Source organism: Candidatus Zixiibacteriota bacterium, assembly GCA_035380245.1.
In the GTDB taxonomy this organism is placed as follows: Bacteria; Zixibacteria; MSB-5A5; order GN15; family FEB-12; genus DAOSXA01.
Window position 1 is genome coordinate 17,571 of record DAOSXA010000001.1, and the last position, 23,776, is coordinate 41,346.

General features: G+C 54.3%; 13 protein-coding genes. All 13 read right to left on the reverse strand.

What is annotated here, in order from left to right; translation table 11 throughout:
* Positions 1 to 322: 322 nt before the first annotated feature.
* The 13 genes from PLF13_00065 to PLF13_00125 all read right to left on the reverse strand — a co-directional run bounded on the left by PLF13_00065 (position 323) and on the right by PLF13_00125 (position 23,678).
* A complete protein-coding gene (locus PLF13_00065) occupies positions 323 to 2,767 on the reverse strand; it encodes a glycoside hydrolase family 127 protein (GenBank protein HOP05659.1) in 2,445 nt (814 codons plus the stop codon).
* A gap of 159 nt (positions 2,768 to 2,926) precedes the next feature.
* A complete protein-coding gene (locus tag PLF13_00070) occupies positions 2,927 to 4,396 on the reverse strand; it encodes an aldehyde dehydrogenase family protein (protein ID HOP05660.1) in 1,470 nt (489 codons plus the stop codon).
* Between the two features lie 693 nt (positions 4,397 to 5,089).
* Positions 5,090 to 5,491 carry a hypothetical protein gene (locus PLF13_00075; protein ID HOP05661.1) on the reverse strand — a complete coding sequence of 134 codons (402 nt, stop codon included), beginning with the start codon at positions 5,489 to 5,491 and terminating at the stop codon, positions 5,090 to 5,092.
* Positions 5,488 to 8,115: a glycoside hydrolase family 3 C-terminal domain-containing protein gene (locus PLF13_00080; protein HOP05662.1), complete on the reverse strand. Its 2,628-nt coding sequence runs from the start codon at positions 8,113 to 8,115 to the stop codon at positions 5,488 to 5,490. Before PLF13_00080 ends, PLF13_00075 begins: the two co-directional genes overlap by 4 nt.
* The gene (locus PLF13_00085) at positions 8,096 to 10,345 is read right to left on the reverse strand and encodes a DUF4838 domain-containing protein (protein HOP05663.1); all 2,250 of its coding nucleotides are present in this window, start codon (positions 10,343 to 10,345) and stop codon (positions 8,096 to 8,098) included. The genes PLF13_00080 and PLF13_00085 overlap by 20 nt, the downstream gene beginning before the upstream one ends.
* Positions 10,346 to 10,348: 3 nt before the next feature.
* Positions 10,349 to 11,797: an alpha-L-fucosidase gene (locus PLF13_00090; protein ID HOP05664.1), complete on the reverse strand. Its 1,449-nt coding sequence runs from the start codon at positions 11,795 to 11,797 to the stop codon at positions 10,349 to 10,351.
* A 56-nt stretch (positions 11,798 to 11,853) separates the two neighbouring features.
* Positions 11,854 to 13,365 (reverse strand): beta-N-acetylhexosaminidase, encoded by a 1,512-nt coding sequence (locus PLF13_00095; GenBank protein ID HOP05665.1) that lies wholly within the window; start codon positions 13,363 to 13,365, stop codon positions 11,854 to 11,856.
* 28 nt (positions 13,366 to 13,393) lie between these two features.
* Entirely contained in the window at positions 13,394 to 16,474 is a 3,081-nt protein-coding gene (locus PLF13_00100) for a glycoside hydrolase family 38 C-terminal domain-containing protein (GenBank protein HOP05666.1), read from the reverse strand.
* Positions 16,471 to 18,432 (reverse strand): sodium:solute symporter family protein, encoded by a 1,962-nt coding sequence (locus PLF13_00105; GenBank protein HOP05667.1) that lies wholly within the window; start codon positions 18,430 to 18,432, stop codon positions 16,471 to 16,473. The genes PLF13_00100 and PLF13_00105 overlap by 4 nt, the downstream gene beginning before the upstream one ends.
* 68 nt (positions 18,433 to 18,500) lie before the next feature.
* Complete coding sequence (locus tag PLF13_00110) at positions 18,501 to 19,628, reverse strand: carbohydrate-binding family 9-like protein (GenBank protein ID HOP05668.1); 1,128 nt, start codon at positions 19,626 to 19,628, stop codon at positions 18,501 to 18,503.
* Positions 19,618 to 20,580, reverse strand: coding sequence for a glycoside hydrolase family 130 protein (locus PLF13_00115; protein ID HOP05669.1), 963 nt, complete (start codon positions 20,578 to 20,580; stop codon positions 19,618 to 19,620). Before PLF13_00115 ends, PLF13_00110 begins: the two co-directional genes overlap by 11 nt.
* Positions 20,581 to 20,767: 187 nt before the next feature.
* Complete coding sequence (locus PLF13_00120) at positions 20,768 to 23,131, reverse strand: TonB-dependent receptor (protein HOP05670.1); 2,364 nt, start codon at positions 23,129 to 23,131, stop codon at positions 20,768 to 20,770.
* Positions 23,132 to 23,273: 142 nt separating this feature from the next.
* Entirely contained in the window at positions 23,274 to 23,678 is a 405-nt protein-coding gene (locus PLF13_00125) for a hypothetical protein (protein ID HOP05671.1), read from the reverse strand.
* Positions 23,679 to 23,776: the final 98 nt, after the last annotated feature.

Here is a 23,776-nt window from a genome sequence, read left to right on the forward strand (position 1 = left end):
CCTCTGAGCACATATTATAGTTGCGGTAAGTGCATCCAATGTACAGCAAATCAGTCCAACTTGCAATCACTTTATCGAGGATAGAGATGTTCTCACAGACCAAGTTACCCAACATCAATCCTCCTCGTAGTATACCTACCCTTCTGGGATCATAGTATCCACTTGCCGATATTATCGTCATCAAATCTGACAATATCCCTAAACTTGAAATGCGAGATAAAGCCATCATGCGACCGCTGGTAAATCGTGGACTTCCTCACTCCCCGGCATCGCAGCAACTTCTTCCGCGTTCAGGAGACATCTATGATTGACAACAACCGCTTCAGCCCACTCGCCAGGCGAGGATGCCGGGGGTGTTGTCCTTCTGACGTTTCACCGTCAATCGGATCGCCGTTACTTTGACCGGCTCAAAAGTCACCCGGTTGTATTTGTCAAGCTCCGTTCCGTAAGAGTCCCCGGTGACGATATCCTTCCAGTGGCCCGCAGCGTCCTTGACCGACAGACGCCAGGATTCGGGAGGACGGAAATTGCCGTCGTAATGATCCAGATACAGCCAGTAAACGTCAGACTCGGACAGTACGACCGGTTTGTCGAAGTCGTATTGCACCCAGTCCTCGGGATGTTCATCATCGTAGAAGTAGAAATAACCCTTGTCGATGTCGGTGGAACTTTTCGGCTCGAAAGGCTGATTCAGGCCCCAGACCCATTGAAGCGATGACGACCTCGTCGCCCCCTTCTCCTTGCCGCCGGCGTCTTCCGTGAAAACCAAATCCTGCGCCGTGGGCATCCAGACCAGCATGTTGGCTTTCCCGCGATTATTCCATGAATAATACGGAATAGCCTTCAACGTCACTTTATCAGCGGTGGTGTCCCCGTCCTTAACGGCAACCTTGTAACCATCCATAGTCAGAGTCGTGACGCCCCCCAGAAGATCCTTTTCGAACCGGCTGTTGACCGCAGCATCGCCGGGGATGAACAGATCGAACATCCAGCCGTCGTCGTTGTCTTTGTCCTCGAAGCAATAAACCAGCGGCCCGCGTTGATATGCTATCTTGCCCCGGTCGGATTCCACCTGATCGTTCGCCCGTATCTTCCGCGCCGACATAGGCAGGGACATATGGATTTTGTCCCCCTTACGCCAGTTCTCACTAAAACAGGCATAACCGTTAATAATGTCCGGATTGACCTCTTCCCCGTTCAGGGCAAAACGCACCTTTTCGGCAATCGAGTCGGCAAAACGATAAAGATCGGACGGTCCGAGATCGTTGCCGGCCCAGCCCGGCACGCGCACCATCAGATTCAGACGTTCCGCGCCCGGCTTGTCGATCACGATCGTTACTTCGCCGTCCCAGGGATAGTTGGTGGTTTGCGATATTCCGATCGTATCCGGGCCGACCGGAATCTCCGCCTTGTCGTTGACGAAGAGGTTCACCATGACGGCGTCGTGCGTAGTGGTGTAAACATAGCCGGGAATCGAGGCCATGAACCGGGTGATATTCCCCGGACAGCAGGCACATCCGAACCATTCCTGCCGTTCGTCTTGTCCGCTTGATTCGAGCGGATTGTCGTAGAAAAACTTGTCGCCGCTGAGCGAGACGCCCGAGATCACGCCGTTGTAGAGCACTCGTTCGAGGACATCGTAGTAGCGAGAGTCCATCCGGTTGAGAAACATGCGATAGTTCCAATAGACGTTGGAGATAGAAGCGCATGTTTCGCAATAGGCCGACATGTTGGGCAGTTCGTAATCGGGTCCGAATCCCTCCCCCATTCCCCGCGAGCCGATCCCCCCGGTGATATACAGCTTCTTGGAGACGACATTGTCCCAGACCTTCTGCGAGGCGATCAACAGCGCGGAATCGTTCATCAGCGAGGCGACATCGGTGACACCGGAATAGAGGTAACCGAACCGAACGGCGTGACCGACCGCTTCATCCTGATCGACAATCGGTTTGTGATCCTGGCTGTATTCGCTCAGTTCATGACCGTCGGTCCCCTTGCCGGTTTCATCGATGAAAAACCGAGCCAATTTCAAATAGCGTTCCTCACCGGTAACCCGATAAAGCTTCACGAGGGCCATTTCGATAATGGGGTGTCCCGAGGGAGCTTTCTTCTGATTCTCAGCCGGACCGAACACCTTGTCTATCAGATCAGCGTTCTTGAGAGCGACATTCAACAGACTGGTTTTTCCGGTCGCCAGATAATGAGCCACGGCCGCCTCATAGAGATGCCCGCAGTTGTAAAGCTCATGGCTGTTGAGCCGATCCCAGCGTCCCTCGCCGTACCAGGGTCGAAGCCGCTCACATTTGTTGGTAAGACAGGTATATAGATAGCCGTCTTCTTCCTGAGCGCCCGCAATGAGAGCAATCACACTGTCGAGGTAATCATCCAGTTGTTTGTCGTATTTCACGGCCAGCGTGTACGATGCTCCTTCGATGACCTTGTAGACATCGGTATCATCGAAGGGGAAATCTCCCTTATGTTCACCCTTCTTCTTTCCAGCGGCCAGGGCAAAGTTGTCGATACGACCGTTGATTTCGCATTGTTTGAAGGCCGAGGGGATAGTCACGGTACGGTTGGTCTCAATCTTCGGAGCCCAGAAAGCATCGTCTATATGGACGGCCGTAAAAGCCACGGGAGTCAAAGAGTGCGGAGCTTCCATCTTAGCACATGACATAAGTAGAAACATTGACAGCAACATTATCAGGGCGCAACTCACCAGAGTTACCTGCCCGCCAATCCGTGATGCGAATGGGCGCCGTAATTTCATGATATAGTCCTCTCATATTTCCTATGGCCCGGTATTTCGTTGGTGACACCAAATCAAGTATAACGGCATTGAGAGACTAGTTCCAGTGTTTTGGTATTGAAAGCGGTATAGTAAAGGGGGCGGTTGAACGCCCCCTCATTTTCAGATTCAAAGACGGATCTAGTAAAGACCCATCCTGGTTTCGGTAGTACTGATGAAGATGTTCTTGCACTGAGTGTAGTGCTCCAGCATCATCTTGTGGTTTTCACGACCGATACCCGACTTCTTATAACCTCCGAAAGGAGCGTGCGCCGGGAGCTGATTGTAGGTGTTGACCCACATACGTCCCGTTTCTACCCCCATCGCCACCTTCAGAGCAACGTTCAGGTCCCTGGTCCACACGGCGCCTCCGAGGCCGTACTCGTTGTCGTTGGCCATCGCGATAACCTCGTCCACTTCCGAGAACGGAATAACGACACCAACCGGACCGAATATCTCCTCCTGCGCGACACGAGCCTTGTTGTCACAAGCGATCAAAGTCGGCTGAACAAAGAAACCTTTGGCAAGTTCGCCGTCCATGATCCGATTGCCGCCAACCAGCACTTCGCCTTCCTTGCGTCCGATATCGATATAGGACGTAACAGTCTCCAGTTGATGCTCGTTGACCAACGTTCCCATCTGGGTATCCTTCAGCCAGGGGAGATTGACTTTGACCTTTTCAAAGGCCGGCTTAATCTCCGACACGAATCGATCATAAATGCTCCGGTGAACGAAAATACGTGACCCGGCACAACAGACCTGACCCTGGTTGAACAAAATACCGATGTTAATTCCTTCCAACATCTTGTCCCAGGGGGCATCGGGGAAGATGATGTTGGCCGACTTACCGCCGAGTTCGAGCGTCGAGGGAATCAGCCTTTTGGCTGCCGCATCGGCAATAGTGTAACCGATTTCGGTCGAACCGGTGAAGGCCAGTTTACGGAAACCCTCGTGCTGCAAAATGTAATTGCCGGTGGTCGAGCCCTTGCCGGTAACGATGTTGACTACTCCCGGAGGCAGGATTTCGGTAAGGACCTTACCGAGTTCGAGAAGGCTGAGCGAGGTGTCCGACGAAGGTTTAATTACGACGCAGTCGCCGGCCGCGATCGCGGGAGACAATTTCCAGGCCGCCATCAGAAACGGGAAGTTCCACGGAATGATCTGCCCGACGACACCAATCGGCTCGCGCATGATAAGGCTCAGCGTGTCTTTGTCGATCCGGCTGACGGTCCCTTCCTCGGTGCGAATGGCCGCCGCGAAATAACGGAAATGATCGACACTCAAGGGGATATCGATCCCGGATGTCTCACGGATCGGTTTCCCGTTGTCCAGAGTTTCGACCATGGCGAAATGTTCCGTCTTAGCCTCAATCGCATCGGCGATTTTGTTCAGGTACATGGCGCGTTCAGTAGGGCTGGTTTGTTTCCATTGGTCGTAGGCACGCCAGGCGGCACTCACGGCGGCGTCAACGTCCTCGCGGTCGGCATTGGCGCATGTGGCCAGAACCTCGCCGTTCGCCGGATTCCTGGAGGTGAACGTTGCGCCCGATTTGGCATCCTTCCACTTGCCGTCAATTAACAGCTTGTAATTGCTGTCGATGTATTCACTCATGGCATTCTCCTTTCACCAGAGTAAGATCGTTTAGGATTGAACAGCCAACGCAACCTGAAAACTCGATGACTTATTGAGGCGACACGATACATGGGCCGGTCAGCACGGGGGGTGTCCATCCTGGGGATTACCGAGCTTGAGCCGGCATTCATAGGTAGAAGAAAATCTATGCCTCACTCTCGGGCATTCGGCCCGATCGTCGACACCGCGGGCTCATCGGCTTCCCTTTAAGACTGCGGCTGGCGTATAATGATTTTCATTGTGATATAATCACGGAGGCGAACTATCCCCTTCCTCCGTCGATGATTCCGATAAGTCACAGATAATATGCATCGTTCTGACACCTATATAATTCCCGGCGCAGCGCGACGTCAAAATACCTATCCTCCCCAAAACAATGCATTAAATTACTCGACAAGTCAAGCGTGAATGTGCCTGCCTGCGAACACCTCGATTCCGATCACGAGCTGATCACAGTAGTATATAAGCTGTTGTGTTACAACATAAGGGATTGTTGAAAAAGTCTTACGCGCAGATATTCAGCAAAACACAACCGCAATGCGGGCGACACAAGGCCGCCCGCTACGCGAGGTTTGGGTTCCTTAACGCGTAGCGGCAGGGCTTGTCTCCGCCGCAGGAGAGGTTTTTCAACACTCCCATAAGCGTAGGGAGTCTCCTGTCACGGCCCTGCCGTCAGGCCGGGAGTGCTTCCCGCTTGTCAACCACATAGCAAATCCCAAGACCGAGCGCGTAAGCTGCGATATCCCAGGGATCGAAGGTTCCTCCGAAAGGACCGATCGGCCAGAAATATGAACTTACCTCGGCAATGGCACCAACGAGGAAGATCGAAACGGCCGCAAGCAGCGGTGTTTTGCCGAACCGCTGAACCGCTCGAATAACCATCGGTCGGCCGGTGACTTTTTCGCGAAGAACTATGTAGAAAAAAGGCGGAAAGGTAAGATCGGCCAGGTAATCGGTAAAGAAACCGCCATGCACGCGCGTCATGTTGAGTGCCGCTCCGACTACCCAGCAAACGAACAACACCCAGAACACAATCTTCCAGCCCGGGGTAGTTCTGTTTTCAGCTACCATCATTCAACAACCGTCAGGACACCGCGCAGGCGGATATCTTTCGAGGAACTGCCGAGCATGATGCGGAAATCCCCCGGCTCGACCACCGGGCGAACGTCGGCATCGAGGACGGTCAAGAGATCGGGCGTGATCGCAAACACGACTTCCCGCGTCTCCCCCGGCTCAAGATGAATCCGCTCGAAGCCCTTGAGTGCCATGACCGGTTGCGCCGTCGAGGCCAGTTCATCGCGGATGTAAAGTTGCACGACTTCGTCACCCTCGCGGGCACCGATATTCTTCAGGGTGAAACGAACCTGGGTAGACTCACCGGCAGTGATTTGTGGAGTATCCAGCCGGAGGTTATCGTATTCGAAACTCGTGTAACTGAGACCGTAACCGAACGGGAAAAGCGGCTCACCGGTCAGATCGTAGTAGTTGTCGCCGCGCCCGGTCGGAAGATGGTTGTACGTTAGCGGGAGTTGGCCATCGGAAATCGGATAAGTAATCGGTAATCGCCCGGCCGGATTATATTCGCCGAACAGGACATCGGCCACGGCGCGACCTCCCTCCTCTCCGGGATACCAGGCACACAGCACGGCGGGGACATCATCGAGCCAGTTTGTCATCGTAACGGCGCTTCCACCGACGATTACAACTGTGGTCGGTTTACCGAGCTCAGCCACCCGACGGATCAACGTTTCCTGATGTCCGGGCAACGCCAACGAGGCGCGATCCCGGAACTCTCCCTCCTCCAGGCCAACTACCAGCACGACCTGCTCGCACTCAGTCGCAAGATCGACCGCCTCCTGAATCAGATTTTCTTCATCGGACGCTACGCCCACATTCCACACCAGCCGGATGCGACTGTTGGTCCCGGTCGGCTCGTAGTATTCCAAACGAAGACTGTAAGAGCGTCCGGCTTCGAGGGTGAAGTCGGTCATGGTCGTGTGATAAGAAGCCTTGGTCCACCGGTCGATAATCAGGGAGTCATCGACATACAAGCGGTAGCCGTCATTACCCTCGACACCCAGTTTATAACTCCCCGAAACAGGTGCTGTCAGAGCGCCGGTCCAGCGCACGGCGTAGAAATCGTTGGTCAAGTGTTCGGGGTCGGGCGAAAACAACGTCCAATGGAACTGCACCGTACAGTCGACACGTGAGACTGCCGGTGGCCCGGAGAAGGACACGTTGTTGAAATACTCGCCGATCAAACCTGTTACCGTCGAGTCGTGGTATCGAGAAGAGAGACACTCCGTGGGAATCGTTACATAAGTCGTGTCCAGCCTCCGGCAGCCCAGAGCATACCGGACGACTGTCTGTGGCTCAACCGCCTCTTTGATGCCTTCAAGGATGCTGCACAATCTTCCCTTGGGGGCACTGTAGCCGCCGAAACGCACTTCGGCCGCATCCGGTCCGATAACGGCGATAGTTTCCCCTGTCCCGGAAAACGGAAGGGCCTCATCGTCGTTTTTCAGCAGCACGATTGACTCTTGCGCAGCCCGACGAGCGAGCACACGATGCTCGGGAGAACCAACCGCGTGGGATTCATCAACGTCTACGTAGGGATGCTCGAACAAACCTAATTGGAATTTCGCACGAAGCACCCGCGCAACCGCCAAATCGATCACGGCGCGGTCGATTCGTCCGTCCAGAAACGGAGGCATGAATAAAGCGTAATGATCGTACGAGGTCTGGAAGATCACATCGAGCCCGGCCGAAATCGCCTTCGCTCCGGCATCGGGATAATCCGCCGCCGTGAAATGTAGAACGTTGGCACCGCCCACTGCCCCGGCATCGGATATAATGAAACCTTTGAAATCCAATCCCTGCTTAAGCACGATGTTGTTCAACCAATCGCTCGCGGAACAGGGAGCACCATCGAAGGAGTTGTACGAGGTCATTATCGAACGCGAGCCGCCGCGTAAGATGCAGGCCTCGAACGGCGGTAAGTAAACTTCTTTCAGGAGACGTTCGCTCATGTGTATCGGATAACTGTCGCGGCCGCCGTTGCCGACGTTTGCGATGAAGTGCTTGGGGGTTGTGATAATCCCGTGCGACTCGAACTCCGACACGAACGCGACACCCATCGCCGCCGACAGAAAAGGATCCTCGCCGTAGGTTTCCTCGGTTCGCCCCCAGCGGACATCCGAGGCAATGTTGACCACCGGCGAAAGCACCTGCCTGACACCACGGTTCCGGCACTCCAGGGCCGCGGTGCAAGCGACATCATGCATCAGCGAAATATCAAACGAGGCCGCCAGTCCGATAGCTTGTGGAAAAACCACAGCATCGCTTTGCACCAAACCGTGCAGCGCTTCGGCAAAGAAAATGATCGGGATACCGAGACGAGTGTGCTCCACGAAATGGCGCTGGACGGCGTTGGCGCGTGCGACCGGGTCGATCCCATCGGTATCGGCCGAAACCTGCAGTCCGAACAAGCCCTCGCTGTAGCGGGATTCATCGCCGTTGAAATCACCGGCAATCATGAACAACTGCCAGAACTTCTCCTCCGGCGTCATGCGCGAAAGAAGATCCTGAACACGATCCTCGACCGTCGCCGTCGAATCTCGATACAACTGCCCGTGCGCTTCAGCGCCTAACAGCAACAAAAGGGCACAGAGAATACCTTTACAACACCCTGATCTCATCAATGAATATCCAGGCCTTTCCACCAGCGCCTTTGTGCCAGGCGGGACAGGTTAAATAACTCTCAGTTTTAACACGGACATACCGCGCCGACTTAGTTGGGAATTCGACATTGAACGGAGCCACAATGGGACCGCTCTGTTGCGGTGAAATAGAATTCCGTACGATTCCCACGCGCTCAAACGTCTCGCCGTCTTCGGAAATGAGAAACTCGACCGACTGCGGCAGGAACACCCAGGAAAGAATGTCCTGAAGAAAATTAGTTTCGATGCGCGTGATCGGTTGTATCGAACCGAGGTCAACCGTGGCATCCATCTCATTTCCCTCGAATCCGAGCCAGTGAAAATGGTAGTCGTCCCACCCGTTGAGGCCATCAGTCAGCGCGGTAACTTCACCATTGTGATATTTCGGGCTGGCCGGCGACGCTAAAACCGTCGAGCAGTTTCGGGCTAGATGTCCCTGCACGGCGCGATCAATGAATGCCCGCGAAGTCTCCAGATAATGGTCCGGTGAATTGCCGTGCTCCCAGAGTCGCGTGATGCCGGCTTGCTTACAACGATCGTAGAACGTCTGCAGGAGTGAGTCCATCTCCGGGCGAACGCGGGGAGCGCCGTCATCATCGATCATAAACAATCCCCGTTCGGCAAATCCAAGCATTTTTGCTTGTTCGATGATCGCATATTGAACCGGGAGATGAGCTGTTTGAACGTGGTGCAGATATATCGGCTCGTCCTTAACGGTTGCTTCAGCCTGAGTGAATATCCGCTCGTATCGGTCGAGCATAGTCACCGAAAGATAGCCATCGTCCGACGGATACGGATAACCGTAAATCGAAAGTTCCTCACCCGAACGCGCCAGGGCATCATGTTCGGCATCGATATACTCACGCACATACGGTGCGGCGGCGCCGTAGTAACCGTTGAGAAAATCGTTCATGACCGAGTCGATGTCGATATATGGATCCCAAAGCAGTTTCGCCAGCAGATATATCCGTAATTCGGCGAACTCCCCCTCCATCGAGGCGACTCCCTGTTCGAACACCGAAGTAATCCCGTTCTCGACGAAAAACTGCATGTTGGGCTGAAGGGTGCGGAGATTCGGGAAAGGACTGACGAGATTGCGAAATTGAACGACGTAATCCCAAAGGAAGATATTGTCGGTCAGAGCCGCCCAGTCCTTGAGATCGCGTACGAACGAGGCGTTCTTGGGATCATCCGCTATCGGCAGACTCCGGTTGCAGTCGATACTGCACAGCATGATGTTGACGTTGGGAGCCGGTTTCAAATGCGCGGGAGGTTTTCGCGAATATAGATAAGCCAGGGTCGAGATGGTTTTGTCCGGAAATTCCGCCGCCACACGGTTCACGAAAGACAGGATCGAGCCGGACGGTGAGCCCTCGGCGCTGTCAAGCGCTCGGCAGTTGGGACAAGTGCACGGCACGTACGTATCGTTCTGTGATACTGACCAGTAACGAGCTGTTGGATTTTCATCCATACAGCGGCGTAACTCGTCGACGACGACGCGAAATACCTCGGGATTGGTCAGGCAAAGCTGGGCGTCGGCCACCCGGACGCCTTCGTTCTCCGAGAAGTATTCCGGATGATCGTTGAAATACTTCTCCGGCGGTACGAGTGTTTTGAAGGTGTGCACAAACAGCCCCCAGTCCTCCAGACCGTCCAGCTTGTGCCAGGCGCTGTAAGCCGAGTCCCGGACATCCTGCATGCGAAACGTAAGTCGGGGGATCTGGGTGTCGTCGATCTCAGACAGGGCAATGGTCGGAGTATGAGGGATCACCTCGAAATCCAGGCTGTACTTACGGCAGCCCAGATAAGTTTCAATAAACGAATAAACCGCGTTTTGAAGACCCTGAGCGGTCAGGGCGGTCAGATAAAGGTCATGGCCGAATGATTTGACGCGAAAGCCGTCTTCGCCCAACGCCGCCGGATTGATGGCAGAATCAATCGATGCACCGACTTCAATCACGATGCGATTATTAACAGAGACACTCGTATCAACTATCGGCAGGATTGCCCCCGACACCTTTTCGATATACTGTTTGAGTGTCTCCCCCGCAGCCGCGACCTGTGGGGATGCATCCACCGGCAGACAGATGATATACGAACTATGTCCGTCTTCCGTCAACCTGATCGTTTCAGCAGCATCGGTTTGTCCGATGAGTATCGAAAGAATCAGACAAAAAACGAAAACAATGTAACAACAGCGCCGCCGCACGATTTACTCCGGCATAAAGTGGAACGCCCAGGCATAGCGACACGGCGGATTGTCGCGGATCGCATCGGACACATGGATCACACAGCCGTCGCCGGTTTTCTCCCAGGTTATCGGCTCAGCCACCCCCAGCATTGTCACTGCGCTGCCTGCCCTGGGAGCGAACGATGGGATCGTAATCGTTGCCGGAAGCGATGCTGCAGTATCAACCGGAAGATAGATAGCATTGATAGAGCTATCGGGCATCCGGGTATAGCATACTTCCCCTTCCTTGTACGGAGCCACAGCACGGGTGCCGTAAATCGCGTCGCCGTTGATCTGCATCCATTCACCGATATCTTCCAGGCGCTGCAGCGCCACCGGCGACAACTCCCCTTCCGGACTCGGCCCGATGTTGAGCAGGAGATTACCGCCTTTGCAGACGATATCGACCAGCAAATGAATCAATCGTCCGGTCGGTTTGTACTCATCGTTCTTGACATAGCTCCACGAAGTAGCCATGGTCATGCAGGTTTCCCAGACATAGTCGAGCGCTTCCTCTGGGACTTCCTGCTCGGGTGTGCGATAGTTTTGATAGCGGCCCTCGACCGCTCGATCGACAATTATCAAGCCCGGCCGAAGCTCGCGGGCATCGGCGGCGATTTTCGGCATGTCGATATCCTGATTGCAGGGATTTTTCCCCCAGCGCGGCGATGTCGGCGTCATCGGCTGGACCCAGCCGCCGTCGAGCCAGAGAATATCAACCGCCCCGTAGGCAGTCATCAACTCCATGATTTGATTGTAGGTAAAAGTTTTGAACGCTTCCCATTTCTCGGGGTAGCGGTCGATGGCATAGTTCACATTGCGATCGAACGGCGGGAAATAAGGCCACCAATAGTCGGGACAATGCCAGTCGGCCTTGGAGAAATAAGCCCCGACGCCGAAGCCCTCGTTGCGAAAGGCGTCAAAAATCTCCCTGGTTATATTAGCTCTAGGATTGGCGCTAAACGGACAGGCGGAATCGGTAACCTTGTAGTTCGTTTCTTTGGTGTCGAACATACAGAAACCGTCGTGATGCTTGGTCGTGAAAACGACATATTTCATCCCGGCCGCTCCGGCCGCCGCCGCCCAGGCCTCCGGATCGAACTTGACCGGATTGAAAACCGTTTGCAGCTTCTCGTATTCATTGACGTAGGTGTAATAATCATCGGCGTAAGGACCGCGCCGAATGGTCCAGTTCTCATCTTCCGGACAAATACTCCAGCTTTCGACAATGCCCCATTGACTGTATATCCCCCAGTGCATCAACAGACCGAACTTCTGATCCTGGAACCATTCCAGCTTCTGCAGAACCTGGGGATCGGTTTCAACCTCATGAGCCGGATCCGATTCGGCTGCAACGGTTGCTCCCAGCCATAACAAACCGCCGATCATCAGGCAGGTAACGATTCGTGTGAACGTTACGGAAAACATCATTCTTTACTCCTCCAAATGAGCCCTGTCGTCGGCTCAGTCTGTTTTTCCAAAGCGGTTTACTCCCGGCGATAGTTCACGCCGAGTTTTTCGAGTCTCCCCAAATGGGATCGCATTCGTTCAAGAAAATCATCCCACGAACGCGAGTCAACCGGAGACCAAAGGACCTCGGACAGAGCACACATTCGGGGGAAGGTCATATATTCGACATGGTCGCTGTTGGGCATGTACTCGGTCCAGACATTCCCTTGTGCGCCGAGAATACGACCGTGATATTCATCCGGCAGGTCGTCCGGTATCGGATTGAAGGCATACACTTTTTCCAGAGGTGAAAAACCTCCGATAGCCTTCGGTTCTTTGTCCGGATCGGCTTGATAATGATCGAAATAGCAATGCGACATCGGACACATAACGACATCGTGTCCCGCTCGTGCAGCCTCGACACCTTTGTCGATTCCCCGCCAGGCCATGATCGTTGAACCTGAAGGCGCACCGCCGTCGAGTATCTCGTCCCAGCCGATCAATTGTTTTTTCAAGGCATGAAGATGACCGGCAATGCGAGCGATGAAATACGATTGAAGTCGGTCCTCGTCGTGCAGCTTCTCCTGCTGCATGCGCTCCCGACAAAGGGCATGATTGCGCCAGCGTTCTTTGGGGCATTCATCGCCGCCGATATGGATCAGTTGACTCGGGAAAAGAGTCGCCACCTCCGCCAGGATCGTTTCCAGAAACGTGAAGGTTTTATCGTTCCCGGCGCAGTAAACATCGTCGAACACTCCCCAGGTCACGGCAACCTCGAACGGCCCTCCCGTGCATGAATACTCGGGATAGGCGGCAAGGGCGGCAGTGGCATGACCGGGCATTTCGATTTCGGGGATTACGGTCACACATCTCCGGGATGCGTAATCGACTATTTCAGCAACTTCTTCCTGACGATAGAAACCGCCGTAGCGTTCGCCGTTTTCCATACGCCATGCGCCAATTTCAGTCAAGCGGGGATATTGTGGAATCTCGATCCGCCAACCCTGATCGTCACACAGATGCCAGTGAAATACGTTCATCTTGTGACGCGCGAGCAGGTCAATGAATTTCTTGATAAAGGGGACCGGGAAGAAATGGCGGCTGACATCGAGATGCATCCCGCGCCAGGCGAAACGCGGATAGTCGGCGATTTCCGCTCCGGTAACGAGCACCTCGCCCGATTCCACTCGCCCAAGCTGCAACCAGGTATGCAGGCCGTACAGCAAACCGGACGACGTTGACGTCTTGATGCAAACGCCGTCAGCGGTTGCCGACAATTCGTACGCCTCCCGGGCAAGTTCATCAGGCGGCATCACAATCGAAAGACCGATCGGGTCATCGGCATTTCTTGCGCGCCCCATCAGTTTCATCGGCACCCCGTCAGCGGAGGCGGTTTCGTCCATGAAGGTCTGCAAAACGGACAGAGATGCCGGAGTCACCTCGGCATACACCGGCACCGGCAACGGCAAACGAAGCAGTTCCCCGGTGATGCGGCAATCCACCGGACGCGGAATTAAGGAAACCGGTGACGATGGTTCGGATGGAGTCACAGCAACATTACCTCTCGCATCTACGGTCTCAGAATCTCAGCTTGAACGTACGAATCTCGAACGGCTTGAAGCGCAGCGCCATCTTATCATCGTCCGACAGTGGAGTATTGTCGTTCCATTCCATTAGATCGGTTTCCTGCAAGACGGCGTCCGGATTGGTAAGCTCCAATTGCGCGGTCGTTTCGCAACCTCGCGTCTCGACCACACGCAGCACCCAACAGGCCTCCTTTTCGGCCTTCTTGACGACTTCGAGCGACACGCCCTCACCGGTCAACCTGACCGGTAAACCGAGGGTGGAATCGACTCGCAAACCATCGAACATCACCAGTCCCTGGTTGAGACTAGCGGCCTCGGCTATGACATCAGACTCCATCAGCGCCCCATGATGAGGAAGCAAACTGTATGCGAAACGATGTTCTCCCTGGTCGGCGTCGGGATCGGGGTAATTGGGCGAGCGTAACAGGTTCAAATCCAGCAAACCGTTTTCGACATAATACCCGTACTTGCAATCGTTGAGCAGGGCCACCCCGTAAGCGGCATCCGACAAATCGGCGTAGCGATGGCCGACTACCTCGAATTTCGCCTGCTCCCAAGATGTATTTTGATGCGTGTTACGCCGTAAGAAACCATACTGAATATCGAACGCCGCCTGATCCGAACGCACCGTTACCGGGAAAGCAACGCGAAGCATCTTGTGCTTCTCCCGCCAATCGACTCGAGTCTCGAAATCGAGGCGGCGCGATCCGCGACCAAGGCTGACATTCTGAATTATCGTGGATGTTCCCAGGTGGTATTTCATCGACAAACGCGAAAGAACCGGTCCGGCTTCCACCGCCTTTACCTCAACGACAGTTGCTGTTTCGAGCGGGACATCACGATAGAAAACATCGACATCCCAGGCATCCCAATCATTGGGGAAATCTTCGTAAAGGGTGAGTACGTTACCCGGTTTTCCCGAGTCGATTACCGCTCTGTTCTTTTCTTTATCAAACGCCCCGATCAACTGCCCCTGCCGGTTGAACTCATAACGGATCAAATCATTTTCGAGCACTAGCTCATCCAGGTCGGCAACTTTCGGCGGTGTTTTTTCAACTTTGCACAAAGTCAAAAACGAGTAGGGCGGGATAACGACTCGCACGACAGATCGACCGTTTGCCGTCTGACAAGGAAGTTCATGTCCCTCATCGTCCTTAACACAACAACCCGACCATTTCTCCGGCAATGTCACGGCCCCGTCATAGGTGTAATGCAGGCTGTTGAAAAGGGTAAGGTTGTTTTCGTCCCGTTCGCCAAGCAGCGCCCCGGCCTCCTGAATCAAACGACGGCAACGATCGAGCGCCTGCTCGTGTTGCTCGTGAGTGACGCGATAGACCTCGGTAATACTGGAACCGGGGATAATGTCATGAAATTGATTGAGAAGAACCGTTTTCCAAATATCGTCGATATCCTCTTGCGGATATTTATCCAGGGACAAGCACGACCAGAGCATTTCAACGGCTCGGAGTTCGTGCTCCAATTTCCGGTTGGCCCGTTTCACGAGCGCCTGAGTAGTCAATGTCCCGCGATGAAGTTCAAGATACAATTCACCGGCCCAGACCGGCAGCCGATTGCGGTATCGTTCCAGACCTCGCAGAAAATCACCCGCTGCACCGAATCGTACCCGCGACGCGCCCTCGAGATCGGCCTGACGTCGTCCCATTTCGATATGCTCGGCCTTGGGTCCGCCGCCGCCGTCACCCACTCCGAACAGACTGGCGAATTCATCCACGTATTCTTTTTCACGGAATCGCTCCGACGCCGCATTCAGTGTTTCCACCGCCAACTGGCTGTTGTAGTTGTTCTCGGGCGGAAAATGCGTCAGCACACGGCTGCTGTCGATCCCCTCCCAGATAAAAGTATGATGCGGGAATTCGTTGATCTGGTTCCACGAAAGTTTCTGCGTCAAAAAATAACGCACACCGCTTTTTTCGAGAATCTGCGGCAAGGCGGCCGAATAGCCGAACACATCGGGCAACCAGAGATTGTCGACATCGACCCCGAACTCGTCCATGAAGAAATTTTTGCCGTGCAGAATCTGACGCACCAGCGATTCACCACCGGTTACGTTGCAGTCCGCTTCAACCCACATGCACCCCTGAACCTCCCAGCGCCCCGAGGCGACGGCGGCTTTTATTTTCTCGTAGAGTTGAGGGTAACGTTCCTTGATAAATTGATAATGCTGTGGTTGTGAAGCGCCGAAAACATACTCCGGATAACGGTCGATCAAATCGAGCTGAGTGGCGAAAGTCCTCGCACACTTACGGATCGTCTCTTTTACCGGCCAGAGCCAGGCGGTGTCGATATGAGCATGTCCCACGGCAGCCACGGTCAGAGTCGAGGCGGTCGCCGGCTTTTTCAACTCGGTGGCGAGTATTTCGCGTGCGACGCGAGGGGCATCGTTGCTTTTGGCGAAAGCGTTCATTGCCTCGACCGCATTCTGCACGATGCGAGCGCGACGAACCGAATTCAGCGGCAAGGACTTGATCAGCCCCAATAGCACACGCACGTCCAGTGAAAGCGCCCACATATCCGTATCGAAAACGACCAGACGGGCTTGATTCAAGCGTGCTTCATACTGCCCATAGCGATTAGTCGAATCCGGTCCGGGGTCCAGATCGCAGAACATTCCGAACAAACCGTTGGCCGCCGACTCGACCCACAATTCGACCGTTTCACCGCCGTCGCACGAGTCTGACAGTTGAACGATATCACGCCCGAACTCAGTATCGAACACCGAGCCGTTGGTGATTCCCTGAAGAATCGTTCCATCGGGGAGAAACACCAGTCCTTCGCCGCCGACGTCGAGATGCGCTGCCGTCTGTCGTCCGCGCCAATCCGAGGGGATCGAGCCGGTCAGATGCATCCAGCCGGAATCCCAACGTCTGCCCCAGATATCGCCCTGATGCAAATCGTTGTACTCCAGCTTTAAGCGATCCTCGAAAGTCACCTGTTTCTCAGAGCGAGCACAACGAACCGTGAACGGTGTCGAGTACGGCATGATTTTCCTGAGAATCCGGGCATAGAAACGCTCGAAGCGCCTGGTATTTATTGATAGTTCTTTATCGTTCATCGGTTGTTTTCCTCGGGCTGGAGGGGATCGGCTTGATCGTTGACGATAAAGCCGTCGTCGGCATCGTCTCGTGCTTCGGATTTGAGCCTGCTTCGCATGCGATGGAGATCACGGAAACCGCCGGCAATGAACCAAACAATGATGACCGCCGAAACAATTATGTGTATTATCAGGTAGTATCTCCAAAAGGCGGCCCAGGTGGTATCGGCGACATCGTGCGTGAGATTGTAAATAGTCCCGACTGCAAAGACCAGAAGCCAGGCGCCGGTCCAGATATAACTCAGGATATAGATGATTTTGTCGCCGCGTGTGAACTCCCTGCCCATCCCGAGCATTTTCCACCCCCTCGACGGCGCCGCCTCGATTACTTCCTTCTCCCCGGCCAGCGAGTATTCACCGCGGTGCAGGAGTTTATCGAGATTGAACTCACGCTTTTTCCCGAACAACGAAAAGAGAATGTAAACGATACTGGCTCCGGCCATACTTATGCCCCAGAACCACTGGCCGTTGATAAAGAAATCTGGGATGATCTGGTGAATGATAATGCCGGCCACGGCGATACCGGAACCGGTGATCATCGCCGCCCAGGCCGCGGCGTTGGTTCCACGTTTCCAATAGAGTCCGCCGATAATAACCGCTCCCGAACCGCCGGCAAAGATTGCCCCGGTTATGGCAAAGAAAAGAAAGATATATTCCGCCTGCTCGAAAATGAGACTGAAAAAGAAAGCGAACACTCCCACGCCTACGATCGCCAGGCGCAGCACCCGCAAATGTGTTTTCGGCTCGAACGGTTTTTTACGAAGCGGCATGATGACATCCTGCACGACGATACTACCCCAGGAGTGCATGTAGGCGTCAAGGGTGCTTATGCTCGCGGCCAGCATCATGGCGGCGAATCCCCCCATCAGCCCTCGCGGCAGAATATGAGTCAGAACGAGCGGTACCTTAACCTGACTCTGTACCGCATCACCGTCAATGGTGGTCAGTTTATCGGCAACAGCCTGGGCGATATTAGCGAAGTCGGGATGATTGAGAACGGTATAGGCAACGATCGGTACGAACAAATACATGATGCCCATCGGCAGATTTCGCAACGAAGTGAGAACCTGACCCATCTTGGCCTCATGAGCACTTTTCGCCGAAGCGTTGTACGCCTGTGTTCCCTGCCAGGACATGGTACCGTAGATCACTCCGATAATTCCGATCAGAAAATACCAGAAGTTGAAATCCTCGACATGACTCGTCTTGAACGGATTGATAAGTGAGGCATCCTGCGGTGCGGACATGAGAGCCGACTGAATCGTGTTCCAATCGAAGGCGAAAAAGAAATACACGACCATGGCCACGAAGACGCTGTACATCAAAACACCCTGGAAGAAATCGGCATATATAACCGAAACCTGGCCGCCGCCCAGTACGAAGTAAAGCGCTACTCCCAACAGAAATATCATCACGAGCGGAAACGTACTTACTTGAAATCCCAGAACGGCGATGCTTTCCGGGATGCCGCAGAAATAGATGAAAAAGCGTGCTCCCACGGCAGGGAAAATACCGAAATTAACGATACCCGATATGAACGCGACAATACCGGTGAAAATACGGAACTCACGACTGTAGCGGGCCTCGAAATACTGCGCCAGGGTAAGCGAGCGAGTCTCGCGAAAGCGATAGATCACCCAGCCGGATACGGTAATGATCAGAACGACCAGCGCGGTTGTCATACCCCACCAGGACATCGAAAAACCGGCAATCAAATTCATCTCAAGGTTACCGACTACGGTAATAGCGCCGATCCCCGCGGCGCCGCTGGCGACACAAAGAATATACCGCCCCGCCGACCGACCGGCTGCCAGGAAATCCGCCACACTGCGCATGACGCGTCGTCCGGCTTCTACGGAAAAAAGCATCAGCCCCAGAGATACTACTACGATTGTCCAGTCGAGAAATCCTAAATTCATTTATACTCCGTCGGGTTGAGAGTCATCGCTGACCGGGCGAGTTGTCGCCGGGTTGTTGTGTAAGAAGTTCACCTACGGTTCTCCCGGCGCAGACGACCGTCCTGTGTGATATAAAAATCCACGATGCCGTCATTACTCGATGTCATTGCTTCAAACTGGTTCGAGGTCGCTTCTATCAGGGGAGGCCAGGTGCAATTTTCAAGCGATACATCCAGACCGAGATCGGACCAGTCTGAAGTGAACCGGCCGTGCTCCGTCCGATAATCCGTCTCCGCGTAATAAACCAGCCGGAGCGCCCATCGGATCGGCTCGTAAATATCCTCAACAAAGGGAACTGCTTCGCTGCCCACCACGGTCTGCGTGAACTGCACGATTCCCCACATCTCCGGGTAGTGCATCGCAATCAAACCCTGAGGCGACCAAACCCAGTTGTTCTCCGGCAGCGATTTGCCGGTAGTCGAATCAAGCAGTTTGATATACTGTCCGTCTTTGACCTCAGTCTGCCATTCGACTCTGGAGAAATTCACGCGCCATTGATCCCCCTCATGCGGCGGCGAAGAGCGATGCGCACATTCGGACAATACCTTCCAGGGGATCGCTATTTCCACACTCCACCCGGAGTCGATGTCGCCGGGTACGTTCAGACTACCGTTGATCGACACTGCTGTCTTCAGTCCCTGGATATCCCAGGCATTGACGGCCGGGGCGCCGTCGCGATACGGCTTGATCAGGAGAAGATCCCAGACAGTGTTGAGTGCGTTCATCTCCAGTTCATAGTATTCGTGGGTGTCGCCGTCCGGATCAATGAACACCTCAAAATCGTTGTCATGATAAATGACGGCGTCGCGCTCGGTGAGTTTACCCCAAATGTCCGGCTCGACCATCTCGGCAGCGACGTAGAAATAAGTCGAGTCCCACAACATCCGGGCATGAGTATGGAATCGCGGCAAAGGTTTTAGGTCGCCTTCGATATCGACAAACACTTCAGTCGGCGCGGCTGCCTGCCACGCGGTCTCATCCAGCCTGCCGTCGATTGTCAAAGGCTCAGCCGTTTGATAGCAGACATAGTGACGCGGGGCATAAGGAATCTCTGGAACCGGGAGCAAATCCGCAGCGAGAGCCGACATTGACAACAGCATCAGCAGAGGCACGACACCGAAAACTATAGAATGCTTCCCGATTGATCTAATCCTCATCACATGCCTCCAGCAGTTCCCTGACCGTTGTGGTAGCCAGGCAGACCGAGGAATCCGCCGCACCATAATAGACGAACAGTTTTGTATCTTCTTCGATGATCCCCTCGGAGTTTGTTCTTTCAGGAACCAAACCGGTCGGAAAAACAACATTAGAGACCTGACCGACTTGTTCGTAAAGTTCACGCGGTTCGAGAATGTTGCAGCGGCTCCTGCCGAGTACCTGCTGCGGTTGTTCCGGATCGAGAAGAACTACTCCGGCCTGGTAGATATTACTGGCTGCGAAATGAGTGGCCACACCGTGATAGATATGCAACCAGCCGCGTTGGGTTAGGATCGGCGGCGGACCGGAACCGATCAACTCATCCCAGTAATGGAAACGTCCCTCCATCACCTTACCCTCGTTCCGCCAGTGTAACAGGTCGTCGGAGGAGGCCAGCTCGATCACACTGCCGCTTTTTACACCACCGTCGACATCTGCGCGATTGGGACGATAGAGCATATAGTAACGGTTGTTGATTTTCGCGGGGAAAAGCACCGCGTTGCGGGCGTCCTCGTCAAGCATTACACCTATGAAATCGAACTGCCGAAAATCTTTCGTCAGCGCCAGACCGACTCGACAGCCGTGGTCAGTATCGAGCGCGAGAGTGATGTAGAATACATCTCCGATTCGCACGATCCGGGGGTCATACACGTGGTAGACGCGAAAATCGAGTTTTTCTATTCCTTTAAATCGGACAATATCATGAGAGGGTTCGAAATTAACCCCGTCGTTACTGACGGCAGGTAGCAGATAAGTTTCGCGTCCACGATTCTGGACTCTTAGAAGAAGGAGGATCTGCTCACGATAGCGCACAGCGCCCGGATTGAAAACCGATGAGACATCGATCAGATCGGGGCCAAGGGAAGGGATATCACTCCGCGTTAGAATCGGATTCCGTGGGTCTCTCTGCATAAGGTTTGGCAGAAAAGTGAGTTTTCATGGCTGGAATATAGGCCCGACAGGACAGAATGGCAACCGGTTTGTTGCCGTACGGCTCTCGCAAGGCCGTCGACCGCTCCCCTGAACGTGATGTCGCCTCGGAATCCGTTAATAGGCAGGAAGCCCCGTCTCTTCGGACAGGGCTTCCAATGCCATAGCACTACATTATCCGGAACGGCGCGGTCAGACGCAAACTAACGTTGCGGCCCATCGACAGCGCGTACCCTTTATAAGTGTCGAGGAAATCAACGTACTCCTCATCGAGTGCGTTCTCGATTTCGAGGTTTACCGTAATCGGCTGGCCTTCGAACGACAACGTCGCGCCGAAAGCCAGGTTCAGCACCGTGTAGGCGTCGGTGCTGGCAGTACCGAACGCAATCACATCGAACTGGGAAAACGGCTCATAAGTCCCGGCTGATTCCTTGGCCCAGGCATGCTTCACCCGAACCTCCGCAAACGGACTCCGAAGAATCCCCTTTCCCGGCAGATTGAAGCGCAACCCGGCCGTAAGACGATCGGCCGGCATCAGCGGGAGTTCCTCGCCGGTCTCCTTGTTGTCGCTGGTCAAGGCGGCATAAGCCGTGCTCAACCGCAGCCACGACAGGAGATCCGCTTCGAGCGACAATTCCACCCCGGTGATCGTACCATCGGTCTGGTCCGCCTTGAGAATTGGCAGCGTGGTCGTTCCGATCGTGGTGTCAAGGCCCGTGTTGCGTAAAAAGATGTAGTTGTCGATCCGATTGTAATAAACCGTCGCGTGCGCCAGCACTCGCTCAGTGCGCAGACGCAGACCAGCGTCAATGTTGTAGCTTCGTTCTGGATCAAGATAGGGATCACCGACCTGAAACGCCTGCACGCCGCCGTGAACGCCGTTGGCGTGCAACTCGAACAGGTCGGGCGCGCGGAAACCGATGGACAGGTTGGATGCCGCTGTCAGATTTTCCGTGAGTCGATAGCTGACCCCGGCCGAACCGGACATGACCGAATAATCCTGCTTCAGAACATCATCAGTCTCACCCGCGGCCGTGTCGGGCAGGTTCATCGCCGGATTGGCATCGGCATCATGCTTACGATAGTCAAAACGAAGACCACCGTTCAAAGTCAAGCGGCGCCAGGAATGCTCCTCAAAAGCATAAACGCCGATATCCATGATATCCGCGTCCGGGAGCAAACCTGACGCCCGCGTGTCCTGGTTCTGAACGTTCAGATCAATCCCAACCGTTCCGTTTAATCCGGCAATCGCGTTATGGACCAGATCGAACCGGGCCACATAAACCGTTCGCACCAGATCAACCGCCCAGTCCGGATCATCCTCGAAACTTACCCCCTCCTTCGCCTGGCGGACGTTGCGCTGGAAACTGAGCGTCGGCTTGAGAACGACCTTCGGAGACAGCAGAAAATTACCGCGCAGTTTGAGATTGTCGTTCTCGAGATTCTGCCCGATCGGGCTGCCGTCGCCGAGCAAATAGTTCTGCTCGCTGTCGTAACGGTCGTATTCGGCCCAGAGGTTTCCGAACGACCCGGTCAGACCGGCCACGGCATAACCGGAAATCTGATCGAAATTGGTGTACGGAAGTTTCCCCGTGAATTTAGGCGTTCCGGCTTCACCTGTTTCGGCATAGGTGGCCGCTTCGGGAGTGGAAAAATCATCGGCCTTCCGGGAGGTCCATCCGGCCCGGTAGCCGAACATCCCGGAAGCGCCCTCGAGCTCAACCGTTCCGGCTCGCTCTTTATTATTGGAGAAATACTGCCCCTTGACCTGACCGGTCATATAAGATAAACCGGGCTGGCTGCTCGGGAGGCGCTTGGTAATGACGTTCGCCACACCGCCGAGGGCATCAGAACCGTAGAGAATACTCGCCGCTCCCTGGATCACCTCGACTCGTTCCGCCTGGCTCACGTTTAAGACCGGTTGATGGCGGAACGAGAACTGGAAGTGCTCCATCGGCACGCCATCCTTCATAACTCGGATGCGATTGCCGCTCAATCCGCGAATCACCGGCTTGCCCGCCTCGGGACCGGTGCTGATGCTGGAAACTCCGGGAAGGTTTTCGAGAACTTTGCCTAAGGAGGCTGTCTCGTTGGCCGTCAATGCCTGTCCCGACATTACCTGAATATCCTGCGGGGTGGCGAGGGGATCGGCGGCATTCGGTGACCCGGTGACGGTAATCCGTCCGAGTTCGATCGCTCGTTCTTTCAACTTCACCGTGATCGGTTCATCGCCGGGTTGGACCTCAACCGTAGCGGAGACATAACCGACGTAGCTCACCTCCACCAGCATCTTCGTATCGGGTAGATTTGCCAACATGAACCGGCCGTCCGAATCGGTACGCACGGTTCTGTCGAGAGCCGGTACATTCACAGTGGCATTGCCGACCGGTTGACCGGCCTCATTCAAAACCACTCCCTCGACTCGTACGCCGTTGGAGCCGGCCGACGGGAAAGCCAAAACGTTGGCCGCGGTTACTAAAAATACCGCCGCTAATATATAAGTTACTATTCTCCATTCAGCTCTTAAGAACATGTTTAACCTTTCATGGGATAAATACACGATATCCGTTCGACACAACAGGAAACGTCAAATGACTTCCATCGGTCGAGCGCATTCGTTATGACAACAGTCAATATCAAGCCCTCCTTATCGACTGCGGTTTTAATATGTAGAGCTAGATGGAGACGGGAGGAGAGCGGCCAAAACAGACGACCAGGTCCGCTACCGGACTCATGATCTCTTCGGCGACACTCAAAGCCGAGATTCCGTCATTACAGGGATCCCCGGCTAAAACAACAAAATCCGACGATGAAAGAGTCGTCCAGAAACGACAGGCGGCACAACCATGCGATCCGTGAGTGGCCTCACCGGCTTCATTGAAGCAGTAAATTCCGTCGGCGGCAGTACAATGTGTCGTACCACAGCAATCGTGATCTCCGCAGCAGTTGGTGGGATGTTCGAGGCAATTGTGATTGTGAAAACGATCGATATCGACCACCACCACGAACAGCCAGACCGCAATCAGCCATACCAGGCTACGGGTTAATCCGGATGTATGAGGACGGTCGAATAAAAACATGGTTTAGTGCCTTTCGCAGCAATTACGCGAATCCGGCACTAAAACGCAAGAGATGGCTTTAACTGATTACCGATTGCCCGAAAAAGAAACCACCGGTT